The sequence below is a fragment of the Xenorhabdus szentirmaii DSM 16338 genome, assembly GCF_002632585.1.
Lineage (GTDB): Bacteria > Pseudomonadota > Gammaproteobacteria > Enterobacterales > Enterobacteriaceae > Xenorhabdus > Xenorhabdus szentirmaii.
The window spans coordinates 1-23,025 of record NZ_NIBV01000001.1 but is presented as its reverse complement, the minus strand read 5'-3'; the positions used below and the strand labels follow the sequence as shown (position 1 = coordinate 23,025).

The following is a 23,025-nucleotide window of genomic DNA, read 5'->3' as shown; positions in this document are numbered from 1 at the left end:
TCATGAAAGAATTAATGATTGCTGCCCTGTTAATCGGGCTGGCGGGCGGCGTTTTGCTGTCTTACGGCGCATGGTTGCTGTTGCCGGCTGCCGGATTTATGGCGTCGGGTGTGCTGTGCCTTGGCTGGTCGTATTTGGTTTCACGCATGTTGAGCCAGAAACCCGATAAGGAGGTTTGATGTTTTTTCCCGGATTATTTCGTAAATCCGCCGAACCCCTGATCTCCCGTAATTTAAGTGAACTGATTGGCTTGTCTTATGACACCTACAGCGGGCGGCGGGTCAGCCCGCAGTTAGCCATGCAGCTCACCGCTGTGTTTAGTTGCGTACGGGTACTGGCGGAATCCGTTGGCATGCTGCCCTGTTCACTGTATGAGCAATTAGAGAGAGGCAACCGACGCGCCGTTAAAGAGCGGCTGCATAAGCTGTTGTCGGTCAAACCCAATAATTACATGACTCCGCAGGAGTTCTGGGAGTTGCTGATTGCCTGCCTGTGCCTGCGGGGGAATTTCTACGCTTACAAAGTCAAAGCACTGGGGGAAGTGGTGGAATTACTGCCGCTCGATCCTGGTGCTGTAGTTCCCAAGCTGAACCGTGACTGGCAGCCAGAATATCAGGTCACCTTCCCGAACGGGGAATGCCAGATACTGACACAGGCCGATATCTGGCATGTGCGCATTTTCACGCTGGATGGCCTGACTGGATTAAGCCCCATCACCTATGCCCGGCAAGCGATAGGGCTGGGGCTGGCCACCGAAGAACATGGTTCACGGTTGTTTGGTAACGGCGCAGTCACCAGTGGCGTACTGCAAACAGATCAAGCACTGAAAGATGAGGCATATCAGCGGCTGAAGACGGATTTTGAAGCCCGCCATCAGGGGCTGGTCAATGCTCATAAGCCGATGATCCTGGAAATGGGACTGAAATGGCATCAAATCAGTCTGTCTGCCGAAGATGCGCAGTTTCTGGAAACCCGCAAGTTTCAGCTTGAGGAAATCTGCCGCATCTTCCGGGTGCCGCTGCATATGGTGCAGAACACTGACCGCGCCACCTTTAACAATATTGAAAATCTGGGGATCGGGTTTATTAATTACTCTTTGGTACCTTATCTCACCCGGATTGAACAGCGCATTAATGCGGGGTTGGTCAAAAACAGCAAACAGGGGCAGTTCTACGCCAAATTCAACACGGGCGCGTTGCTGCGTGGTGACATGAAATCCCGTTTTGAATCCTACGCCACCGGCATTAACTGGGGCATTTACGCGCCGAACGAATGCCGGGAGCTGGAAGAACTCAACCCCCGCGAGGGCGGTGATATTTATCTCACACCGATGAACATGACCACGAAACCTAAACAAGCCCCGAAAAAAGAGGAAGAATCCCATGCCGATGATAACCAAACAACGGCTTGATATGCCTTTGAACATTAAATCTGTCAGTGATTCCGGCGAGTTTGAAGGGTATGGCTCGGTATTCGGCCTGAAAGACAGTACCGACGATATCGTTTTACCCGGTGCCTTTGCCAATACCCTGAAACAATGGAAAGAAAAAGGCAGTCTGCCTGCTTTGCTCTGGCAACACCGAATGGATGAACCCATCGGTATCTATACCGAAATGAAAGAAGACGAAACTGGGCTGTATCTCAAAGGGCATCTGCTCATTGACGATGACCCACTGGCAAAACGGGCACACGCCCATATGAAAGCAGGGTCGCTCTCCGGCCTGTCTATCGGTTATGTGCTGAAAGATGGGGAGTATGACCGGACAAAAGCGGCTTTTTTACTGAAAGACCTCGATTTATGGGAAGTAAGTCTGGTGACCTTTCCCGCCAACGATGATGCCCGGGTGAGCAATGTGAAATCGGCCTTTGCTCGGGGCGATATTCCCAATCCCAGTCATATTGAACGAGTCCTGTGCGATGTTGGACTCTCCCGAACGCAGGCCAAAGCCTTTATGGCGGGTGGCTATGGCACCCTGTTGCTGCGTGAGGCGGAAGCAGCGTCTGCCCTGAATGCACTGAAATCATTACATTTTAACTAACCGGAGTTTTTTATGGCTATTGAAGTCAAAGACATACAACAGGTCGCGCAGGAAATTCAGCAGCGTTTCGACGAGTTCCGGCAGAAGAATGACCAGCGCATTGACGCGATTGAGGCGGAAAAAGGCAAATTAGCCGGACAAGTGGAAACCTTGAACGGCAAACTCAGCGAGCTAGATACCCTGAAATCAGCGCTGGAAGAAGAGCTGGCCGGGCTGAAACGTCCGGCAGGCGGTAGCAATAGCAAGGACGTCAGTGAGCATAAAACCGCATTTGCTCAATTTATCCGCAAAGGCCGCGAAGACGGACTGGCAGAATTGGAACAAAAAGCGATGCAGACCACGACCGATCCTGAAGGGGGCTATGCCGTGCCGGAAGAGCTGGATCGCAATATCATCAGTGCCCTGAAAGACGAGGTGGTGATGCGCACTGAATGTCATGTGGTGTCCGTTGGCAATCCTAATTTTAAGCGACTGATCAATCAGGGTGGCACTAACAGTGGCTGGGTTGGTGAAACCGACGAACGCCCGGAAACTAAAACGCCAAAGCTGGCACCCATCGAACCCATCTGGGGTGAAATCTACGGTAATCCGGCAGCCACTCAGACCATGCTGGATGATGCCTTTTTCGATGTGGAAGCCTTTATCTCGTCTGAGCTGATACAGGAATTTGCCGAGCAGGAAGAAAGCGCCTTTACCCACGGCGACGGCAAGAACAAGCCAAAAGGCTTACTGGCCTACGGCAGTGAAGCACAGGACGACAAGGATCGTAAATGGGGTACGTTGCAGCACCTATTGCTGAAAAAGCCAACCGAGGTCACGGCAGACGAAATCCTGAAACTGATTTACACCCTGCGCAAGCCATACCGCAACGGGGCGAAATTCATGATGAACAACAACATGCTGTTTCAGGTACGCACTCTGAAAGACAGTCAGGGCAACTATCTGTGGCAGCCGGGTTTGCAACTGGGGCAACCCTCCGCCTTGCTGGGCTACGGTATCGCAGAGAATGAGCAATTTGCCGATCTGGACGCAGGTGCCGTGCCGGTGGTGTTCGGTAACTTCAAACGTTGCTACACCATTTTGGACAGGCTGGGGGTGCGTATGCTGCGTGATCCGTACACCCACAAGCCGTTTATCCACTTCTACACCACCAAACGGGTCGGCTCCCTGCTGGTGGACAGCAACGCCGTGAAACTGCTGAAAGTGGCAGAAGATAAGGCGTAGTCACCGTATTAGCAGGAGATGACATGTCTTTTCCCACGCTTGATCTGCTTCGGCAGCAGTGCCGTATCGACAGTGATAATCACACCGAAGATGATTTATTAGACACGTATTCTCGTGCTGCCATCAAACAGGCAGAAAGCTACCTGAACCGCCGCCTGTATGAGAACGCGGTGCCAAAGGATGATCCGGACGGCCTGTTAGCGACCGATGATGTGGCACTGGCAATTATGCTGGTGGTCGGTTACTGGTATGAAAACCGGGAGGCACAGGCCTTACCCTCCGGATTTAAAGCGTTGCTGGAACCTTACCGTTTTATTCCTCTATAGGAGAATGCCGATGAAAGCCGGCTCACTTCGCTATCGCATTAAACTGTTCCGTCCTGTCAAAAACCGTGATGATCTGGGTGCTGAAATCATTGTGTGGGCATATGTCACTGAAACCTGGGCACGGGCGGAAGCCCTATCCCACCGTAAAATCCGCACGGCTGATCAGCAACAGGTGATCGAGGTGCAACAATTTACCGTCAGGCCAAGAAAAGACATTGAACCTGATTGGTTGGTTGAACATCAGGGACGGCTGTTTACCATTCGCGCCGTCGACCGCAATCGTACTGACCGTGCCGTTATCACCACGGAGACGGATATTCGTCATGATAGAACCTGAACTTCAAGCCGATTTAACGCGATTAACCGGGCTGCCTGTCTATCCGCTGATACTGCCGTCCAGTGTGTTAGAGGGCGTGACCTACCAGCGTATCAGTGACGCGAAATTCAATTCTGGGCTGGCGGCCACACAACTCATCGAGGCTCGCTTTCAAATCAGTCTCATCCTACATGACTATAAAAAAGCCCTTAAGCTGGAAGGTAAAATTTGCTCAACATGGGAGTCGGTGCAACACGGTTTTATCGGTCACTATCCGGTACAGGCGGTGACGCGCGGTGCACTGTACCAAAATGCAGAAGAATTGACAGAAAACCGCAAGCGCTACCGTATCACACGGGACTTTATCATCATTTACACGGGGCATCTGACATGATCACCGCAAAAACAACGGGATGGGTGGAGTTGAGGCATAAATTGCAGGCGCTGGACCGTGAGCTCCAGACCCAAATCCTGCGCAAAGCCGGAAAAGTTGCCATGGAAATCGTTAAAGAAGATATGGAAATGCATGCTGGTTATAACCGGAAAAGCGAGGGTTCCCATATGCGGGATGCCATCCACATTAACTCGGCAAAATCGAAAAAATATAAAGGCGGGGTGATGATCACCGTGGGTCCGACAAAACCCCATCGCATGAAAGCACTGGCGCAGGAGATGGGCACGATTAAGCAGGTGCCAAATCCCTTTATCCGTCCGGCACTGGACTACAACAAAACCGCTGTGATTAAAGTGCTTGCACAGGAAATCCGTGATGCCTTATCAGGGTACAGTCAATAGGAGAACACATAATGGCAACATCGCCAGAATACGCCGTATTGCCTGCTGGTACAGTGGTGAAGTTTGGCAAGCCCGGCGACACCGTAGAAGACATGCGTCCATTAATTAACTGTAAGGCATTGGGAGCCACGGGGCTGACCGGCAGTTTTGTCGACTGCACCACCCTGATGGATACCAACAAACAGTTTATTTCCGATATGCCTGAAGGTCCGGAAAAATCCCTTGGCTTTATCGATGATCCGGAGAACCCCGATTTTGTCTCCTTCCTGAACGCGGCGGAAAAGCGTGAAACCGTGCAGTTTTACATTGCCCTGCCGAATAAACGTACCGCCATGATGGTACTGGCGCTTTCAGGTTGGGAAATGAACGACATTAACGCCCCGGCGAGTGAAGTGATCCAAATCACGGTCAAAGGCAAACAAAATAACCTCGTCTGGGGTATTACTGACAAGAAAACAGGAGTCACCCAATGAAAGCGCTGAAAGCGGCCTTACTCACCCCGCGCCCGCAGATTAAAGCAGTGGAACTGTTCGGTACGCAAATAAACCTGCGCCGGATGACGGCACTGGAATTACTGGAACTGGAAGAAAAAGCGGAAAAGCTAAGTGATGCCGGGGACGGGCGCGAAGCCTCCCGCCTGAATATCCAGATGGTGTTGGATTGTCTGGTGGATGATAAGGGGCAATCCATTCCCACTGATGACCTGCCCACCGCAGAAGAATTGATGGCCATCCACGATAACGCGACCCTGATTGAAGCGATTCAGACCGTGAAGCGCCACGCCATCGGCACACTGGAGGACGCCGAAAAAAACTAACCCACTCGCCGTGGCTGCATTTTGCTTTCACATTAGCTGAGCAGCTCGGCGAAATTGATCCCTATCGCATTCTGTCTTTGCCTGCGTCCACGCTCAACGAGTGGCAGGTCTATTACCGACTAAAAAACCGCAAACAGCCAGACAGTCCGCCTGCTGTATCTGTATCGTCACCCAGTGATACGGTCCAGGCACAGTGTGATGCTATCATGAAATTATTAGGTTAAGTTATGGCTAATTTATCGACATTGACGGTCGGCTTGCTGGTTAATGCCACTTCGTTTAAATCCCAGATCATGGATGCTTATCGTTATGCCGGGCAGGGATCACAACGCTTTAGCGATAAATCGGTGGCAGATGCCAACAAGGTGAAAAAGAGCTACAGCTCGCTGGCCTCGCAAATCAAATCCGTCTCCGGTCAGTTAATGATGCTGGCAGGTACGGGCTTTTCACTGAGCACCATTATTTCCCATACCCGCCAATACGGACAGGCGTTGTCCGACTTATCCGCCATTACTGGTGCAACGGGCGAGCAGTTAAAGAAACTGGATGAAAATGCCCAACGGATTGGTCGTACCACGGAATTCGGCGTAACCCGCATTGCCGAGGCATTTAAATTGATAGCCTCAGCAAAGCCAGAACTGCTGAAAAGTACCGAGGCACTGACGCTGGCAACCGAAAAAGCGGTAATACTGGCGCAGGCGTCCGGTATTGATTTACCAGATGCGACCCGTGCCTTGGCGTTATCGCTTAATCAGTTCGGTGCCAGTGCAGAACAGGCTGACCGCTTTATTAACGTACTGGCGGCGGGGGCGAAATACGGTGCGTCCGAAATTAACGAAACGGCGCAGGCCATTAAAAATGGCGGTACCGCAGCGGCACTGGCAGGGGTCAGCTTTGAAGAGTTAGGCGCAGCTATCCAGATACTGGCGGAACGCGGCATTAAAGGCGGCGAGGCAGGCACTGCCATGCGTAACGTGATACTGGCGCTGGAGCGTTCGGCAGACAAGAATCTGAAACCCTCGGTCGTAGGGCTATCGTCGGCACTGGAAACCCTGACGGGCAAAAAACTTTCAACCGCACAGGCGGTGAAATTATTCGGGCGGGCGAATGTCAGCGCGGCGTCTAACTTAGTCACCGGGCGGGAAAAACTGGAGCAGTTGACTCAAGCCCTGACCGGAACGCAGGTCGCTTATGAACAGGCCAGTGCGCGTGCCAATAACCTCGGGGCTGATCTGGATGTGCTGACCCGTGCGTTTGAAGGTATGGCGGTTAAAATTGGACAGAGCGCCGACGGCCCATTGCGTACTGGGGTGCAAAATGCCACCAGTGCGATTAATGCGTTGTCCGAAAATTTTAGTCTGGTTGCCAGTATTGCATTGCATACGTTAATTCCTGTAATGGCAACGAAGCTGACAGCGGGCTTGCGTGAAAATATGACGGCATGGAAAGCCACCGAAAAAGCGGCTCGTAATGTTGCCAGACAGCAGGCAGAAACGGCAAAACGAACGATTGAACAGGCCAATGCCACGCTGCGATCAACGGAAGCACAGGGCAGGCATATTCAATATCTGGAAAGAACAAATCGTTTGCACGGTCTTTTCGTCAATTACTCGAAAGAAAAAAGAACCCTGATCAGGCAAGAAACCGAAGCCCTCAAATTGCAAACACAGGCAACCAGTCAACTTGAAGCGGCAAATCGTCGGTTTTCTTATTCCTATCGGGCATTATCTGCCGCTGGGGGATTTGCCCGTGGCGCACTTGCCATGATTGGCGGGCCATTTGGTGCCGCGATGTTGGCAGGTTCTGCTCTCTATTATTTCCATCAACGGGCACAAGAAGCTCGCGCAAGTGCAACTAATTTAAAGGATGCTGTGCTCGAGACAAAAAATGCGTTGATGCAGCTTTCAAAGATTGAACTGTCCTCTAGGATTCTGAAATACCGAGATGCACTGAATGTGCAAAAAAAGGAAACCGCCAAAATATGGCTTGATTTGCAGGGTAAGAAAAATATTGTTTCCGGTGTTGGATTTGGCGGTCTGTGGGCAAACAAAAAGAAAGCGCAAGAAGAAGTGATACACGCAGAGGCGGAATACGAAAAAGCGCTCAAAAAAATGGAATTTCATAAGAAGCAGCTTGAAGAATCTCAGGCTGCATTGAAAGCGCTAGAAGCCGGTGAAAAACCCAAACCCCTATCTAATAATCAAGGTGGCGGCAGTACGGGTAATCCGTGGACAGGGAACGGTGATGATAAGAAAGGAAAAATCACTCAAATTTTGAACCAGTATCGTCAGTTGCGTCTTGATCTTGAAACGGTGCACACGACAAGTTTGGGGCGCATCATCCTGAGTGAACAGGAAGTCCAGCGAAAGCTGGATGAAGTGGGTCAATCCGGTTTAGTTTCTCAACAGGAAATTCAACGTTTAACAGCCTTTAATGCCGAAAATCACCAGAAACAGCGGCTGGCACTGGCAGAAAAATATGCGCCGGCGAAGGCGCTGATTCGACAGGAAAAAGAAGCCAGTGAAGAGCTGAAAGCCCTGTACATCGAACGGTTGCTCAGTGAGCAGGAATATTTATCTGCCAGCAGAACGTTATATCAAACCTCGGTAAAGGATAAATTAGCTGAACAGGCGAAGCAAATTTCCGCCCCGCGTCTGGATATGATGGGCGAGGTCGATCCCGTTGTGCAACTGCAAAATCAGCTTACAGAACAAACAGCACTTTATGACACCTACTACCGGAACGGACTTCTCAACAAAGAACGTTATGAGCAGTTAATGACAGCGGCTGCTAATCGCTCCAAAGAGGCACAATTTGCTGCTGCAAAGGATTTATACGTATCACAGGGGGATTTCCAGAAAATACAGATGGAGCTGTTGGATGTGGTCGAACAACGCACGGGTAACGCCTTAACAGGCATGTTGACGGGCACAAAATCATTTTCAGAATCCATGCGGGAACTCTCGGCCTCACTGGCGCAATCCATCATTCAGGACTTGGTACGTATAGCAATGCAGGCACTGATAACCAAAGCAATCTCCGGTTTCTTTGGTGGTGCGATGGGAAGTATGGGAGCCAGTGCATTGTCCTCAGCGGGAGGTGGTCTGTCTTCGGTAGGTTCTGGCACAACGATAGGTCCGGATGTCTGGAAGAGTCCCATCATGAATGCGAAAGGCGGTGTTTATCAATCTGCGGATTTAAGTCAGTACAGCGGGCAGGTTGTCAGCAGCCCAACCTTGTTTAAGTTTGCCAAAGGGGGCGGGGTGATGGGAGAAGCTGGACCAGAAGCTATATTGCCACTTAAACGCGGTACTGACGGTAAGCTGGGTGTGCAGACTACTGGCAGTACGGGCAACCAGACCTTCAATACGGTTCATAACACCGTCCATATTGTGGTCCATTCCGATGGTACTCACGACACAAAAACATCCCGTGGAGCCGAGTCAGCGGGGCAGGATATTGCGAAATTCGTCGATCAGCGATTCAAATTTTTGCTACATAAAAGTTTAAATCAAGGGGGTGAACTCAGTGTTGCGATTAAAGGAGGCCGATGATGATAAAAACTTTTGATTTCCCTGCAAGGGTGGGGGCTGCCGGGGAGTTTGAACCGATTGTACGTTCTGTCCAGTTTGGCGATGGTTATAAACAAACGTCAGGCGATGGGATCAACGCGCAGCGCGAAAGCTGGCCGTTGTCTTTTGTCGGAGCACTGTCTGACATACAGCCTATTATGGTTTTTCTGCGTGAGCATCAGGGCTGGCGCTCATTCAAATGGCGTAATCCGTTATCTGAGCTGGGATTGTATCAGGCAGGAAAATTCACTATTCAAGCCAATGGCGCTTATTTCACGCTCTCCGTGACCTTCACCCGTATCTACCACCCGTAAGAGATTTCATGATGACCATCAATACGACACTTCAGCGGCTTGAGCCGGGGAGTAAGATCTTATTATTTGCGGTCGATGGCTCAGCATTTGATGGGCCGGTATTGTATTTTCACAACCACCCGATCCCCTATACTGCCGCAGAGCTGGAAAGTACCGGGAATTTACCGGTGAAATCCCTCTGGTGGCAAGGTGTCGAATACAAACCGTGGCCCGTCAGCATCGAAGGGCTGGAAGTCACCAGCGATGGGCGGGCGGTAACACCTACCCTCAATGTGGCTAATCTGGACGGCACGCTCAGTGCATTATGTCTGGCTTATCAGAACATGGTGCAAGCGCGTGTCACGATCCGCATGACCTTTGCGCATTATCTGGATGCCCGCAATTTCCCCGACGGAAACCCGCAAGCCGATCCGACACAGGAAAAAATCGATGTTTTCTACATCGACAGCAAAACTCAGGAGGATAATGAAAGCGTCCAGTTTTCCCTCTCTTCCCCAGCCGATTTACAGGGGATTAAAATCCCGACCCGGCAAATTCACAGCCTGTGTACATGGTGCATTCGCGGACAGTACCGCCAATCACCGTGTGGCTATACCGGCACCCGATATTTTACTGAAAGAGGTAAGCCGACTGATGATCCGGCGGCTGATGCCTGCGGGGGACTCATGAGCGATTGTAAAAAACGCTTTGGTGACATGAAACAATTACCCTTTGGTGGTTTTCCTGGCTCGGCACTGCTGAGGCGGTAACCATGACGATACTGAGAAAATACACAGCCCGCGCCATCATGGCCCATGCTCAAGCCACTTACCCGAATGAATGTTGCGGGCTGATTATTCAACAACACCGCCGACAGCGCTATCTTCCTTGTCGCAACACCGCACCGTCACCCACTGAACAGTTCCGTATTCACCCAGAGGATTATTCTGCTGCCGAAGACAAAGGTTCAATTGTTGCCATTGTCCACAGCCATCCCGACGCGACAACGCAACCGAGCCAGTTGGATATCGCACAGTGTGACTGGTCACAAACGCCATGGGTGATTGTTTCGTGGCCGGAAGGGGATATCCGTACCCTGATGCCAATGGAAGGTATTAAGCCATTAATTGGCCGCCCGTTTGTGCACGGTATTTGGGATTGTTATGCCATCGTGCGTGATTGGTACAGGCTGGAATGGACTATTGAACTCCCTGATTTTGAACGCACCGATAGCTGGTGGGATCGGGGAGAAAATCTGTATATGGAACACTATGCCGCTGCCGGATTTGTCGCGTGTCGCGGTGAATTACAGGCAGGGGATGTGATCATTATGCAGGTACAGGCTAATGAACCCAATCATGCCAGTGTTTATCTGGGTGACGGTCTGATGTTGCACCATCTGTACGGGCAGCTCAGCAAGCGAGAACCCTATCATGGCTATTGGCAGGAACGCACCATTATCACTTTGCGCCATCACCACATTCCCGTATCAGCGGTTTTTTTATCGGAGTAACCTCATGAATACACTCAGAACCATCCGGTTATACGGCGTACTCGGCGCCCGCTTCGGGCGGGTACATAAACTGGCTGTCTCTACCCCGCAGGAAGCGATCCGGGCGCTGTCTGTCCTGATTGACGGCTTTGAACGCTTTCTGTTGACGGCAAAAGAGCGCGGACTCACCTTTGCTGTGTTCAATGGTAAGCGTAATCTCCAGCGTGACGAACTGACTTTTCCCGTCGAAGACAATATCCGCATTGCCCCGATGATTATCGGCAGCAAAAACGCCGGTATTTTTCAGACCATTCTGGGAGCGGTAATGGTAGTTGCCGGTGCGTTTTTATGGGCAACTCCGTTTGGCGCGCCTATGGTCATGTCCGGGGTTGGCATGATGCTGGGCGGCGTGGTGCAGATGCTCTCTCCGATGCCGGGCGGACTGGCACGACGCGAAGATCCCGACAACAAACCGTCCTACGCTTTCGGTGGTCCGGTGAACACCGTGGCACAGGGTAATCCTGTGCCCATCGGCTACGGCAGACGCCGTATTGGTGGCGCCATCATTTCAGCGGGTATCTACGCGGAAGACCAACAATAACGTTCTGAGAATGAAATATGGAAAAGCAGTCAATTCAGGGTAACAAAGGCGGCCGTCAGCATCCGCGCACCCCGGTGGAAGCACCGGACTCCCTGCAATCCACCTCTTATACCAAGATCATCCTTGCTCTCGGTGAAGGGGAATTTGCGGGAGAGCTGGATGGTCAGCGTATTTTTTTGGATAACACGCCATTGAGTGACATCCACGGCCGACCCAATTTTGAAGGAGTCAAATGGGAGTTCCGCCCCGGTACTCCCCATCAGGCGTATATCCCCGGGATGCCGGCAGTCGAAAATGCCCGCATCGTCAGCGCCGAACTGGTCAGTTCGTGGGTAACGACGGTCACCAATACCCAACTGTCAGCGGTTCGCCTACGGTTATCGTGGGCCCAGTTGCAGAGACAAAAAGAGAACGGGGACACGGTGGGCTATCGTATTGAATATGCTATTGACCTCGCCACCGATGGCGGCGCTTTTAAGGAAATCCTGAAAACTGCCGTTGATGGCAAAACCACCACTAAATACGAACGTTCCCACCGGGTGGATTTACCCAACGCCCATTCGGGCTGGCAGGTACGCCTTCGTCGGTTGACGCCAAAACAGAACAGTAACCGAATCGCTGATGCCATGGTGGTGGAGGCCATCACCGAAGTGATCGATGCCAAATTAAGCTATCCAGAAACGGCCCTGTTGTTTGTTCAGTTTGATGCCAAACAGTTCCGTAATATCCCGCAAATCACTTGCGAACCCAAGATGCGCATCATCCGAGTGCCGAGTAATTATTATCTGGAACCCCGTCGCCGTTTTTATCATGGCAGCTGGGACGGCACCTTCAAATGGGCATGGAGCGACAATCCGGCATGGGTGCTGTATGACCTGATGATCAATGATCGGTTCAGCATCGGCACCCGGGTGAAAGCGGAAAATCTGGCTTTGGCAAAATGGGATCTGTATAGCATCGCTCAATATTGTGATCAGACTGTGTTGGATGGCGAAGGCCATGGAGAGCCGCGTTTCACCTGCAATGTTTATATCCAGTCACAGGAAGACGCCTGGGCTGTGTTGCGTGACATTGCGGGGATCTTCCGGGGCATGACTTTTTGGTCTAATAACAACATGAACGTGCTGGCGGACATGCCCCGTGACATGGATTATCTCTTTACCTGTGCCAATGTGCGTGACGGTAAATTCACCTATTCCAGTGCCAGCGAGAAAACCCATTACTCTACAGCCATGGTAAGCTGGTCCGATCCGCAGAATGGTTATCAGGATGCTATCGAACCGGTGTTTGAACCTCGCCTGATACGCCGCTATGGTATCCGGCAGGCCGATATCACTGCCATCGGTTGTACCCGCCAGAGTGAAGCCATCCGGCGTGGTAAATGGGTGTTACACACCAACGAACATGACCGGACTGTCACTTTCATCGTCGGACTGGAGGGACACATTCCCCTGCCGGGTTACCTTATCGGTGTATCGGATAACCTGTTGTCAGGGTCAGGAAGGAGTGGGCGTATCCAGGCTATGCCGAGACGATACATTATTACCTTGGATCGGGTGCCGTCGGCAAAGGTGGGGGATTGGCTTGTCATCAACCTGCCGTCAGGTAAGGCAGAAAGGGATCTCATTTCAGCGATCAACGGACAGGAGGTTTCCGTGTGGGATCGTGGTTATGCCTATTCAGATGAACCTGAAGTGGGCTCAGTCTGGGCAATCGAATCCAGCTATATAGCGGAGAAACCCTTTCGGGTTATTGGTATCAAAGCGGGAGAGGACGGCGTATCATTTGACATCACGGCGGTTGAGCACAACCCCGACAAGTATGCTCTTATCGACAAGGATACCCGTATTGACGAACGCTCTGTTACCATCATTCCGCCCAGCGTTCAGCCTGCACCGAAGAATATCCTTATCGACAGTTATTATTCGCTTAATCAGGGCATCATCTCCACCACATTGCGGATCACATGGGACGCCGCCGACAGTGCCGTGGCTTATGAAGTTGAATGGCGCAAAGACAACGGCAACTGGATAACGGCTCCCCAGACTACCGCACGGAGTCTTGAGGTGCCGAACGTCGATGACGGACGCTATCAGGCGCGGGTCAGGGCGACGAATGCAGCGGCAATATCCAGTATCTGGATGAACACGCAGGATACCCTGCTAGGAAGCCGAAAAGAGGTTCCGTCGGCACCGCAGTCCCTCCGAACCACGTCGCTACTTTTTGGTATCCGGCTGGACTGGGATTTTGCCAACCCGACGGATGTCCTGCTGAAAACGGAAATTTGCTACAACAAAAACGGAGAGGATGATGACACGCTGCAGTTCGCCGATATTTCCTATCCGCAACGAACCCACACTTTGCAGGGGCTGGCGGCTGGGGAGAAGCTCTATTTTCGGGCACGGCTGGTGGATAAATCGGGCAACGCCTCAGAGTGGACATCATGGGTCAGCGGCACCGCGTCTAATGATAACAGCTGGATAGTGGAAGCCAGTCAGGCGCATTTTCTGGACGCAGAGACTGGGCGGCGCTTACAGGAACAACTTAATGAGCAGGCCAGATCCGATGAGCGTCATAAGCAGGCTATTGCGGAAATCGCACAGGCCATTGAGAGGCTGGATGACATTCTGAAGGATATTCAGTGGTGTATACGGTAATTGGTATTAGCTATCACTCGATCTGAGACTGTTGCTGATCTGAGCAAAACTGAGTCTGATAGTCTGCTTTGTGTCAGAAGCGCAACGCTGACTGAGGTAGGCAATAAAATTTCACTGACAGTGAAATTTTATTGCCTACTGTCCAAGATTATGCTTTACTTACTGAAGGTCAGGCGTACCGCCTGAGCCGTGTTCTTTAAAATTCTTGTTCTCATCGTAATAGCGAAGGCTTAGCGTAACTGCCTGTTTATCAGGCCGCTCCTTCATCCGGTGTCGGAGAAAAAGACAGACCAGCGTCACAGGTCAGTCAGAAGTACGTTCGTCATGATGGTCTGCATGTGGCCGATCGCAATAAGCGGCTACGGAGCAGCTGTACTATCTGGATTAACGGGCTTCATCGTCGCGAAGACTGGTGTTGGGCTTGCGCATCGGGTTGGCTCCTTTCGGCCATCGCCTTGTTACGGGGCTTCGGCGGTTTTGCCGATTCAAAGGAGAACAGAATGAAACATGACACTTTAAAGAACACCATCGCAACGCTAGAAAAGCTGCGCGATGCACACTGCAGCCAACTCGATGCTGGCGCTCTGGCTGAGCTGGACGATGTGCTGCAACAGCTACGCAGCCATCAGGACAGCCCGGTAAAAAGCGGGAACCGGTCTGACGATATTGTCTTCCGGGCTCTGCGCATTATCGACATTGTATTACGTCTCGTCACAAATATTACTGACTGGATGAAGTAATGCAGCAAAGCCAAGACGCAGCAGGCCCAATATTGATTCAGGGGTTACTTATGAATATCGGACAGGCTATCAAGTTGTGTCGGACCAGAAGGGGAATATCGCAGACGGATCTTGCACACAAGGCCGAATGCTCAGTCTCATACCTTTCCATGCTGGAAAATAACAAGCGGGACCCTACTCTATCCACGCTTACTAAAATAGCCACCGCGTTGAAAGTGCCTGTCAGCATTATTTTTTTCATCGCTGCCGAAGCCGGCGACCTCAACGGTATGGATAAAGGTCTGCAGGGCGAACTTGCGCGCACCGCGCTGGAGCTGCTCAATGAACCACATCCCGCCTAACGGCCCCTTCTACCGCAGACGACGCATCAGCAGTCTGGTGTCGCTGGCAAAAGCACTGAATATCCCTGCCAGAGAGCTTAGTAACCTAGCCTGTCGCTCCGACCGGATGTACCGTCTCGCCAGCAATCTTCCTAAGGCTGACGGCAGTGTGCGCCAGACGTGGGATGCCTACGAACCGCTTAAAAAAATTCACCGCAGCATCAGACGCAACATACTGGACTACGTTACTTATCCGTCTTACCTAACCGGCAGCCTGAAAGGATGTGACTACAAGGTCAATGCATCCCTGCACGCCGGCGCGACCATCGTTATAAACGAAGATATCATGGGCTTCTTTCCGGCAACGTCGGCCGCAGTGGTTTACGGCATATGGCGGAATTTTTTTTGCTTCGGGCAGGACGTTGCCGACTGCCTGACCCGCCTGACGACTCGTCAGGGGGAGTTGCCTCAGGGGGCAATAACCAGTTCATTTCTGGCCAACCTGGCATTCTGGAACGCTGAGCCGGCGTTGCAGGCCAGCCTTCAGGCCCGCGGGTTAGTTTACTCCCGCTACGTCGATGATATTGCCGTCTCGTCAGAAACATTTCTTGATAATTCGGCTAAAACGGAAGTAATTGCCAGCGTTTACGGCATGCTTTTCAGGCACGGCTATCGACCCAAACGCACCAAGCATGAGATCAGGACGTCCGGTGAGCGGATGGATGTTACCAAGCTTTCGGTGAATTCTAAGCCTGGCCTTTCTGTTTCCCGGCAAAGCCAGATACGCTCGGCTGTTAATCACTTAGAACAGGCCTTCCTGCGGGGAGAGATTACCGTGTTCGACAGCGGCCCTTATGCACAGACGCTGGGCCAAGTTCATTTGCTGGCCAGGTTTCATCCCGGTAAAGCGGAAAAACTCAAACAGCGACTGCTTGCCCTAAAGAGGATGGAAAGGACAGATAAGTGCCCTTAGTGTACGAAATCGACCAATTACGCACTCTATGCCAGTTTCCTGTAGCTAATGAACTACCATTCGGATACTCACTTTTTTCATAGTAACGCCCCCCTTGTTTAAGGATAGCGTTGTATCGACCAGTTGAACTCACAACTCTTAACCGACTGTCAGATTTATTTGTGCCTTACCACAGGATACCGTCAGGTTAAGTCGCAATTAAGACAGATTAATCACAGTGTTCCGACCATTATTATGGATTCGACTCGGCCTTTCCAGCCCGAATTTTTCGTAGCTCGGACACCACATTGGTATCGAGTACGTACATCATGAAAAATTAGCCGGGCGGGTTTTGATAGTCACTCGCTGCGGTTTAAACTCAATGTCCGCAACACCGGGCATAGCTAGCGAATCGGCAATGTTGCGATGTTGTTTTGTCAGTAGCCGGTATTCTTCAATGCTCAACAGCACATGGGCATGCTTGCCGCGAACGGTGATGAATACAGGGCCGTTTTTGGCTGCTTCCTTTGCGCGAGTAACATTTTGATTCAGCTCTTGGCTGGATAGGGTTGTGATGGACATGTTTGTACCTCCTATTTGAATTCGTTATATAGGAACATTACTACAGCAGGAATTGTGCGCAAATTTTATTCGCTATTCTATTCTTGTCGCTATTTTGCGAGCCGCTTTGCAAAGGCAATTTTTGTCAGTGGTATGTTATTTGGACGGGGAATAGAGTGGGCGGTGAAAATTCGACGCGGTTTTATCGTGTTGGTCGCACGGTAAAACCGCTAACCACAACAACTAGAAAGGATAGTTATTATGGCTGACGCGCATTCTACTGCAGGCATCTGCATTTACAAAATTTCCCAACCAGAACGTTATCAGAAAGTGGTTTACCGTCCCAAGGGGGCGAATCGCACTATCCCTGCCATCAACTTAAGTGGAAAATGGCTGCTGGAAGCGGGTTTTTCCATTAATGATCCATTAAAAATCAGAGTGATGCCGGGTTGCCTGATCATCACCAGCCAAAATTTTCATGAACTGTGGCACTGCTTAAAAAGCCTGAGTGAAGGCGAATGGGATGATATCGCCGTGGCACACTGGTTGCGGCAATTTCCCGGAAAATTAACTAAAAACCTGCCGAGATAAACTCATAGTGCCATGTTTTTAAAATAAAAAATAATATTGAACACATCTGAGTGGGCTGCGCTTTGCGCTTAAATGGCAAAATTTTTCTTTTGCGAAGCAACTCTCATTTTATTAATTAAACAAAGAAGGTACCGATGAAACTTCATTTTTCTACTGATAACGCCGCACTGCCTGAATGTGTATTAAGCGGTGAAGATATACAACAAATGGGATTTACGCCGAATACTTTGTTTTATATCCGGCAATATAACAATGGGTTGATATTGACGTTGGCAGAGCCTGAATCGATTACCCAGTTTCATGCGGCGGAAAATGATCAGTATCAGGGCATCGATTGGGTGCGTGATAATGGCGAGTTGTATCTGGCTGGTGACTGGCTAACGGAAACTGGTTTGTTGGGTAATACCGTTCAAGTTGCCTGCGGCAACGGCAAAATTATGTTGATGACAGAATCTGACCTGATCCCCGTTTAATACTTTTTTATTACTGATTGCGTTGGTGTGTTAACCCTAGTTGACACACCGTGTTATTTACATACAATAATGAAATTAGTTTCAGGGGGAAGCATGATAACCATTGAAAGGACTCAACATTTTGAAAAATGGTTAAAATCCTTAAAAGACAAGATAGCAAAAGCCAAGATCCTAATCCGAGTTGAAAGAATGGAAGAAGGGAATTTTGGCGATGTTGAACCTGTGGGAGGCGGGGTTTCGGAACTCAGAATACATTACGGGCAAGGCTATCGTGTCTACTTTGCTAACAAAAATAACGAAATCATATTATTACTCTGTGGCGGGGATAAAAGCAGCCAGCAGGCAGATATAAAGAAAGCAAAACAACTCGCGAAAGAATGGGGATTTTAAAATGAAATCAGCACCGAAAAAATTTGATGTCGTAGAGTTTTTAGAAACAGAAGAAGATATTCAGGCATATTTAAATGCCGCTATCGAAGAGAACGATACAAAATATTTATTTAAAGCGTTAGGTAATATCGCCAGAAGAAAAAATATCAGTCAGCTATCTAAGGAATCAGGAATAAGCCGGGAAGGGATATATAAGGCATTATCCGGTGAAGGCAATCCATCGTTTAATACGGTATATAAGATATCAAAAGCACTGGGTTTGAAATTGCATTTTACGGGATCTTAAATTCGTTTCTCAACATAAATCAGTTCGCTATTGATAAATTACATCATGAAGATGTAATTTATCTTTCTTTTAACAAGGTCATTCAATAAACAAATCGTGAAGCATGGTTGTTGTTTTCCTCCGCCATCAACTCTTTCATAATTGAGCAGAAACTGAGGTTTTCGGGAACATAGACAATGCTATTGTATTCCTTTGGTTTTAACTCCATTGAAAACATGTCCTGACTGTTTTCCAATAATCGTAGTTTATCCATCTTTTCAAGTTGAAAAAGAAGAAGATCATCGGCTGTTTTGATGATCATCTTTTCCACGCAGGATTTTCCTTTGGCTGACCCTGTATAATAAAGTTCACGTATCGGTTTATATTCTTCGGGGAAATCATCACTCAACGGACCCAGTAAATAGCTGCGCATCTCTTCTCTTTTTTTATCATCTTGTCATAAATATATTGATATACCGTTATCATGCTATTCCTTTTTTGATTGTCGAAGTGAGTATGTTTCCTTTATGGTTATAACATTAAACGCTGTTCCCGGTGCATAACAATAAGCCGGAAGATCACGGGGATCTTTTCGGCTTTTTTGCAAAAAAATAATTAATTATTTTGTTCTAGTTGTTCCTTTGTTACTTGAAAAAGGCCTAACAAGTGAGATTTATACCGGGTATTTTGTATTTCACCAAAAGTGAATACTACTGCGAAATCATGGCCTTTAAGGTCACATTTAGTATAGTCTACACGTAACGGCAACCTTTCATATGTGTACCTAAGTCCGTATTCATTCTCATTTTTCATCAAGCGTTTTATGCCTCTGGCTATATTATCTTGAGATATATTGTTAAGTTTATTGAAATCATCGGAATTAAATACACTAAACATGATATTTCCTTTACAAATAGGGCAACTGACATAATTCTCTTTATGAACAAAGTCATACTCTAACCCATCATGTATTACTGAATGTTTTTTATGGAGATTAATCACCTGTATTTTCCCCTCATGGAATTTTCTTAATAAACTTGCCATCAATTAAGGTTTGTATATTGTGACCATATTTTTGGAAGTCGTACTGCATTCCCATACCTGGCTGACCAAACCACGGAATAGCAGACCCCCCTTCAGCAGAAATAGGTTTTATAACTTCATAGACAGTATATGGCTTTTCTAATGCGCTTTGCTGGAGTGCTCTACTTTCAAACGAAGCGCCCGCAGGTGCCACAAATGATCCTGTATCATTAAATTTTCCATTTTTGTCGAGCCAACCACCATATCTATCAATCTTAGTGCCTGGTTGCAAAACAACATGTTCTACAGTAACAAAACCATTATTAGGAGGCCATGATCCCGGTGGCATCATTTTTTCTAATGCTGCCCAGTCTTGTTTTTTCCACAAATGATAAGCTTTGGCAGCTTCAGTTCTGCTTTTAAACATTCCTCCTGCTGAGCGTGCTTGAAATCTATTCCATGAGTTTGCATCTGAAATAACTTTTGAAGTTCCACTTAGTCCAAATGGATCAACCCACTTCGACGGATTATGCACATACCCATACGGATTCACACCGCCCAATAAGCCAATGGGATCGGGCGAGAGATACTGCGCGGTCTCCGGCGAGTAATAGCGGTGCCGATTGTAGTACAGCCCCGATTCCGCATCCGCATACTGCCCACAGAAGGGGCATCATCTCCGACGCCATCATACTCGCAGGGCGACGGCAATCCGTGCAGGGCAAGGCTTTCAGGATAGCAGAGAAGGCCCATTTTACCTCGATCACTTTTTTGACCCCGACGTGCACTTTCTGATTGTTTTCATCGGCAACGGGCGAACGGTGGCCGGCTTGCCGGACGGCGGGCGACCGTTCTGCGGGTGCGGGCGGCAAAGAGCCTGCAAGCGGCGCCCCTGCGACGCTCGGGATCACCGGAGTTTCAGGTACAACTCCGTGTTTGCATGACAACGTGTTTTGTTCAAGGGAAGCCCCCTCAGGGGGCTGCACGGGGCGGAGATGGCGAGCACGGGAACGAGCAACGCAGCAACGCGAAGTGCGAGCCGCGCGCAGCCAGTGCAGCGGGGTCGGGGCGGGGGAGGTAAAACCGGAGGCCGCAGGCCGACCCGCCTTCAGGGTTGTTGGCCGGATGCAGGCAAGGCGGCTAAAGCAGAAGCCGGATTGGCTGAACGCGAGCGCGGTGTTCAGGGTCGGCGCGATGTTGGCTGAGGATTGGCTGAGAAGGTGAGAGCAGAAGGCGCAGCCTTGTGCGCCACACCCTGCGGGGCTGACCAGCGGGGGCCTGACATAATGTTAATTATACGCATTAAGCCGCTTTGCGGCGGTTAGGGTGTTTCGGGCGCTGCCCGGCGCAGTGCGTATAATTCCCCCACATTATGTTGAATAGGCTTTGGGCGGCCACAACAGACTTAACGGGGACACCGTGGCCGCCGCCGCGCATTGCCTATTTACCCCCGCCGACACCGAGGCCGACGGGCAGTCCGGCCACGGTCTGCCCCCGCGCCGAACCCCTGCGGACTCAACGGGAACGGCCAGATTGTCCGCTACGCCGGCGTTGGCGGTCCGATGCCGTGCCTTCAACCCTGCTGCGCCCTGCGCTGTTCTCCGGCGGTTCGGTGTCCGATGGTCCGTGGCCGGGCCGCTCGGCCGGGTGCGTCTGCTGATGCACCTCTTTCAGGTGACCGATCGCCACGCGCGTATAAATTTGGGTTGCGTCCAGACTGGCATGGCCCAGTATTGCCTGAATGTGCCGGGTATCGGCCCCGTTCTCCAGCATCTGCGTCGCCATGCTGTGTCGGAACAGGTGACACCCGCCGGGTTTATCGATGCCTGCCCGATGGAGCGCGTTGCGGACTATCTGGGTCAGCGTGCCGTCGGCCAGCGCCTTGCCCTGCTGGGACAAAAACAGATAGCCCGGATCGTTGGCCCACACCAGCCGGGGACGGACATCATTCAGGTACTGTTGCAACCAGTGCCGCGCCGATTCACCCAGCGGCACCACCCGGTCTTTATACCCTTTGCCCTGCCGGACAAACAGTTCCCCACGGGCAAAATCCACATCACCGACCTGCAACCGCTGTAATTCGGAACGCCGCAGCCCCGTGCTCCACAAGGTTTCCATCATCGCCCGGTCGCGCACGCTCAGCGGGCGTTCGCTGTCTGTCCTGTCCAGCACCTGCCGGGTTTCCTGTTCGCTCAGCCGCTCCCAGGGTAAACGGCGCTCCGGCCGGGGTAATTCCAGCTCCCGCGCCGGGTTATACAGCAGGTGTTGCCGTTTCACGAGCCAGCGGAACAGGTGGCGCACGCTGGTCAGCTTTTTCACGATAGTCCCCGCCGTAATGCGCCGGCCGTGGCGGTTTTTTTGCGCCGACAGCCCCTGTTGCCAGCTTTCCAGTTGCGGGAAGCTCACTTGCTGGGCGGTTGTGATGCCCCGTTCGTCACACCACTGGGCGAACGCCAGCAGATCCCCCCGGTAATGGGCGCGGGTTTCTTGGGTGTAGCGCAGGGCGTCAAGGTGGTCAAGGAAGTGCTGGATATGTTGTCTGAGTGTCAGTGAGGCCATAAGAAGCTCCTGTCTGTGTGATAAAAGAATACGGTTACGATGGGAGGATTCACGCTCGCCGGAACCCTGTTTTTTCAGGTTTTCCGACCGGTTTACTGTCAAGCCAGATGGCCTCTGTCTTGACGGGGATTTTGCCCGCCCGACCCCCTGCCGACGGGAGGCCGACCCAGGGGCGACGGCTTATCCCTTTACCCCGACCGGCACACGTCATACTGGCCCGTTCACGGCACAATAAGACCGTTCAGGTGCGCGGCGTCGCTGCCGTCGCCGTCAAACAGCAGTTCATAGGCGAACGTCAGCCCGCGCCGGTGCAACAGCAGGTATTCCATTTCAACCAGCCGTGAGAGGTGCACCTTGAGCTGGGTATCGCCCCACTGCACCGCATCCCGTAACTGCTTGCGGGTAAAAATCATCTCATGGCGCGGCTGACCGCTGTCCCTGACCCACGCCTGTATCAGCATCAGTAACCTGCGGGTCTGCGGCGGCATCTCGTCCAGCGTCCGGCCCAGTATCTCGTGGGCGAGCCGGTTGGCCAGTGTGATATCGTCCTTCGTCACTTCGAGGTATTCCAGTTTCCGGCCGCGATGCTCGGCGGTCTTGATATCCCGTTGGTACTGGTGCAACAGGGCGATGCTCTGGATAAGTGTCAGGTATTTCATGTGGTCACGGCGGGTACGGGTTTTGTCGGACAGGAAGGTCAGCTGGCTGGCGTAGGGATTGACCACATTCAACGGTTTCAGCAAGCGCTGGGCGTTCTGGTGCAGTGCCGTCAGATAATCCCGCTCATTCTCAGCCAGCAAGCCCTCAAGGGTTTGTTTCCGGCGCTGCATCGCATGGATGGCTTCGGTCTGTTCGCGGGATTCGTTCACCGTCAGCACCAGACAGCGATTCAGTAACTCTTCATCGACATCAATGGCGGTTGTGGTCAACATCAGCATCACCGGGCCTTTGACCGTGTAGCTTTTGGTGACGAGATTGCCGGTCGCTTCATCCTTGCCGGTGCTCGCCATCGTCAGTTC

The 23,025-nt window shown here is 50.9% G+C and carries 29 protein-coding genes and 2 pseudogenes; 24 read left to right on the top strand and 7 right to left on the bottom strand.

Features of this window, described 5'->3' with window-relative positions; translation table 11 throughout:
- Window positions 1–2 precede the first annotated feature (2 nt).
- The 19 genes from Xsze_RS22020 (at window position 3) to Xsze_RS00070 (ending at window position 16,165) form a co-directional block, all read left to right on the top strand.
- Window positions 3–179 (top strand): hypothetical protein, encoded by a 177-nt coding sequence (locus tag Xsze_RS22020; protein ID WP_038238246.1) that lies wholly within the window; start codon window positions 3–5, stop codon window positions 177–179.
- Window positions 179–1,411 carry a phage portal protein gene (locus Xsze_RS00160; RefSeq protein ID WP_038238245.1) on the top strand — a complete coding sequence of 411 codons (1,233 nt, stop codon included), beginning with the start codon at window positions 179–181 and terminating at the stop codon, window positions 1,409–1,411. The genes Xsze_RS22020 and Xsze_RS00160 overlap by 1 nt, the downstream gene beginning before the upstream one ends.
- On the top strand, window positions 1,389–2,039 hold the full coding sequence (locus tag Xsze_RS00155) for an HK97 family phage prohead protease (RefSeq protein WP_038238650.1): 651 nt from the start codon (window positions 1,389–1,391) through the stop codon (window positions 2,037–2,039). The genes Xsze_RS00160 and Xsze_RS00155 overlap by 23 nt, the downstream gene beginning before the upstream one ends.
- A 12-nt stretch (window positions 2,040–2,051) precedes the next feature.
- The gene (locus tag Xsze_RS00150; protein WP_038238241.1) at window positions 2,052–3,263 is read left to right on the top strand and encodes a phage major capsid protein; all 1,212 of its coding nucleotides are present in this window, start codon (window positions 2,052–2,054) and stop codon (window positions 3,261–3,263) included.
- A gap of 23 nt (window positions 3,264–3,286) precedes the next feature.
- Window positions 3,287–3,589, top strand: a complete 303-nt coding sequence (locus Xsze_RS00145; protein WP_038238239.1) for a head-tail connector protein — start codon at window positions 3,287–3,289, stop codon at window positions 3,587–3,589.
- 10 nt (window positions 3,590–3,599) lie between these two features.
- Window positions 3,600–3,926, top strand: a complete 327-nt coding sequence (locus Xsze_RS00140) for a phage head closure protein (RefSeq protein WP_038238236.1) — start codon at window positions 3,600–3,602, stop codon at window positions 3,924–3,926.
- The gene (locus tag Xsze_RS00135; RefSeq protein WP_038238233.1) at window positions 3,913–4,299 is read left to right on the top strand and encodes a hypothetical protein; all 387 of its coding nucleotides are present in this window, start codon (window positions 3,913–3,915) and stop codon (window positions 4,297–4,299) included. The genes Xsze_RS00140 and Xsze_RS00135 overlap by 14 nt, the downstream gene beginning before the upstream one ends.
- A complete protein-coding gene (locus Xsze_RS00130; protein WP_038238230.1) occupies window positions 4,296–4,700 on the top strand; it encodes an HK97-gp10 family putative phage morphogenesis protein in 405 nt (134 codons plus the stop codon). The genes Xsze_RS00135 and Xsze_RS00130 overlap by 4 nt, the downstream gene beginning before the upstream one ends.
- A gap of 11 nt (window positions 4,701–4,711) precedes the next feature.
- The gene (locus tag Xsze_RS00125; RefSeq protein ID WP_038238229.1) at window positions 4,712–5,173 is read left to right on the top strand and encodes a major tail shaft subunit; all 462 of its coding nucleotides are present in this window, start codon (window positions 4,712–4,714) and stop codon (window positions 5,171–5,173) included.
- The gene (locus tag Xsze_RS00120) at window positions 5,170–5,517 is read left to right on the top strand and encodes a phage tail protein (RefSeq protein ID WP_038238226.1); all 348 of its coding nucleotides are present in this window, start codon (window positions 5,170–5,172) and stop codon (window positions 5,515–5,517) included. The genes Xsze_RS00125 and Xsze_RS00120 overlap by 4 nt, the downstream gene beginning before the upstream one ends.
- Window positions 5,518–5,744: 227 nt before the next feature.
- On the top strand, window positions 5,745–9,071 hold the full coding sequence (locus Xsze_RS00110) for a phage tail tape measure protein (RefSeq protein ID WP_038238223.1): 3,327 nt from the start codon (window positions 5,745–5,747) through the stop codon (window positions 9,069–9,071).
- Window positions 9,071–9,403, top strand: a complete 333-nt coding sequence (locus tag Xsze_RS00105; RefSeq protein WP_051462396.1) for a phage tail protein — start codon at window positions 9,071–9,073, stop codon at window positions 9,401–9,403. The genes Xsze_RS00110 and Xsze_RS00105 overlap by 1 nt, the downstream gene beginning before the upstream one ends.
- 11 nt (window positions 9,404–9,414) lie before the next feature.
- Window positions 9,415–10,152 (top strand): phage minor tail protein L, encoded by a 738-nt coding sequence (locus Xsze_RS00100; RefSeq protein WP_038238647.1) that lies wholly within the window; start codon window positions 9,415–9,417, stop codon window positions 10,150–10,152.
- Between the two features lie 2 nt (window positions 10,153–10,154).
- On the top strand, window positions 10,155–10,895 hold the full coding sequence (locus tag Xsze_RS00095) for a C40 family peptidase (RefSeq protein ID WP_099138377.1): 741 nt from the start codon (window positions 10,155–10,157) through the stop codon (window positions 10,893–10,895).
- 4 nt (window positions 10,896–10,899) lie between these two features.
- A complete protein-coding gene (locus Xsze_RS00090) occupies window positions 10,900–11,475 on the top strand; it encodes a tail assembly protein (RefSeq protein ID WP_038238218.1) in 576 nt (191 codons plus the stop codon).
- 17 nt (window positions 11,476–11,492) lie between these two features.
- On the top strand, window positions 11,493–14,132 hold the full coding sequence (locus tag Xsze_RS00085) for a TipJ family phage tail tip protein (RefSeq protein WP_038238215.1): 2,640 nt from the start codon (window positions 11,493–11,495) through the stop codon (window positions 14,130–14,132).
- A gap of 500 nt (window positions 14,133–14,632) precedes the next feature.
- Entirely contained in the window at window positions 14,633–14,872 is a 240-nt protein-coding gene (locus tag Xsze_RS00080) for a hypothetical protein (protein ID WP_038238213.1), read from the top strand.
- A 50-nt stretch (window positions 14,873–14,922) separates the two neighbouring features.
- On the top strand, window positions 14,923–15,213 hold the full coding sequence (locus tag Xsze_RS00075) for a helix-turn-helix domain-containing protein (RefSeq protein ID WP_038238643.1): 291 nt from the start codon (window positions 14,923–14,925) through the stop codon (window positions 15,211–15,213).
- Entirely contained in the window at window positions 15,194–16,165 is a 972-nt protein-coding gene (locus tag Xsze_RS00070; protein ID WP_038238211.1) for a reverse transcriptase family protein, read from the top strand. Before Xsze_RS00075 ends, Xsze_RS00070 begins: the two co-directional genes overlap by 20 nt.
- Before the next feature lie 306 nt (window positions 16,166–16,471).
- Here the strand turns inward: Xsze_RS00070 and Xsze_RS00060 are convergent, their stop codons facing one another.
- Entirely contained in the window at window positions 16,472–16,726 is a 255-nt protein-coding gene (locus Xsze_RS00060; protein ID WP_038238209.1) for a type II toxin-antitoxin system Phd/YefM family antitoxin, read from the bottom strand.
- Between the two features lie 240 nt (window positions 16,727–16,966).
- On the opposite strand from Xsze_RS00060, the gene Xsze_RS00055 reads away from it, so the two are divergent.
- The 4 genes from Xsze_RS00055 to Xsze_RS00040 all read left to right on the top strand — a co-directional run bounded on the left by Xsze_RS00055 (window position 16,967) and on the right by Xsze_RS00040 (window position 18,445).
- Window positions 16,967–17,296: a SymE family type I addiction module toxin gene (locus Xsze_RS00055; protein ID WP_038238207.1), complete on the top strand. Its 330-nt coding sequence runs from the start codon at window positions 16,967–16,969 to the stop codon at window positions 17,294–17,296.
- A 134-nt stretch (window positions 17,297–17,430) separates the two neighbouring features.
- The gene (locus Xsze_RS00050) at window positions 17,431–17,769 is read left to right on the top strand and encodes a SymE family type I addiction module toxin (protein WP_038238205.1); all 339 of its coding nucleotides are present in this window, start codon (window positions 17,431–17,433) and stop codon (window positions 17,767–17,769) included.
- Between the two features lie 93 nt (window positions 17,770–17,862).
- On the top strand, window positions 17,863–18,159 hold the full coding sequence (locus tag Xsze_RS00045; RefSeq protein ID WP_038238202.1) for a type II toxin-antitoxin system RelE/ParE family toxin: 297 nt from the start codon (window positions 17,863–17,865) through the stop codon (window positions 18,157–18,159).
- A 1-nt stretch (window position 18,160) separates the two neighbouring features.
- The gene (locus Xsze_RS00040; RefSeq protein ID WP_038238200.1) at window positions 18,161–18,445 is read left to right on the top strand and encodes an addiction module antidote protein; all 285 of its coding nucleotides are present in this window, start codon (window positions 18,161–18,163) and stop codon (window positions 18,443–18,445) included.
- An 82-nt stretch (window positions 18,446–18,527) separates the two neighbouring features.
- Here the strand turns inward: Xsze_RS00040 and Xsze_RS00035 are convergent, their stop codons facing one another.
- The 4 genes and pseudogenes from Xsze_RS00035 to Xsze_RS23260 all read right to left on the bottom strand — a co-directional run.
- Window positions 18,528–18,857 (bottom strand): transposase, encoded by a 330-nt coding sequence (locus Xsze_RS00035; protein WP_244431794.1) that lies wholly within the window; start codon window positions 18,855–18,857, stop codon window positions 18,528–18,530.
- Between the two features lie 182 nt (window positions 18,858–19,039).
- Window positions 19,040–19,321: a hypothetical protein gene (locus Xsze_RS00030; RefSeq protein ID WP_099138376.1), complete on the bottom strand. Its 282-nt coding sequence runs from the start codon at window positions 19,319–19,321 to the stop codon at window positions 19,040–19,042.
- 118 nt (window positions 19,322–19,439) lie between these two features.
- Entirely contained in the window at window positions 19,440–19,874 is a 435-nt protein-coding gene (locus tag Xsze_RS00025; protein WP_051462395.1) for a TNT domain-containing protein, read from the bottom strand.
- 63 nt (window positions 19,875–19,937) lie between these two features.
- Window positions 19,938–20,114: pseudogene (locus tag Xsze_RS23260) on the bottom strand (RHS repeat-associated core domain-containing protein); the annotation flags it as partial.
- Between the two features lie 328 nt (window positions 20,115–20,442).
- On the opposite strand from Xsze_RS23260, the gene Xsze_RS22015 reads away from it, so the two are divergent.
- Window positions 20,443–20,652, top strand: coding sequence for a hypothetical protein (locus Xsze_RS22015; RefSeq protein ID WP_099138375.1), 210 nt, complete (start codon window positions 20,443–20,445; stop codon window positions 20,650–20,652).
- Window positions 20,653–20,962: 310 nt separating this feature from the next.
- Here Xsze_RS22015 and xerC read toward each other — a convergent pair whose 3' ends face one another.
- Window positions 20,963–22,006: a site-specific tyrosine recombinase XerC gene (gene xerC, locus Xsze_RS00015; protein ID WP_038234434.1), complete on the bottom strand. Its 1,044-nt coding sequence runs from the start codon at window positions 22,004–22,006 to the stop codon at window positions 20,963–20,965.
- A 221-nt stretch (window positions 22,007–22,227) separates the two neighbouring features.
- Window positions 22,228–23,025 (bottom strand): annotated as a pseudogene (locus Xsze_RS00005) (DNA primase); the annotation flags it as partial.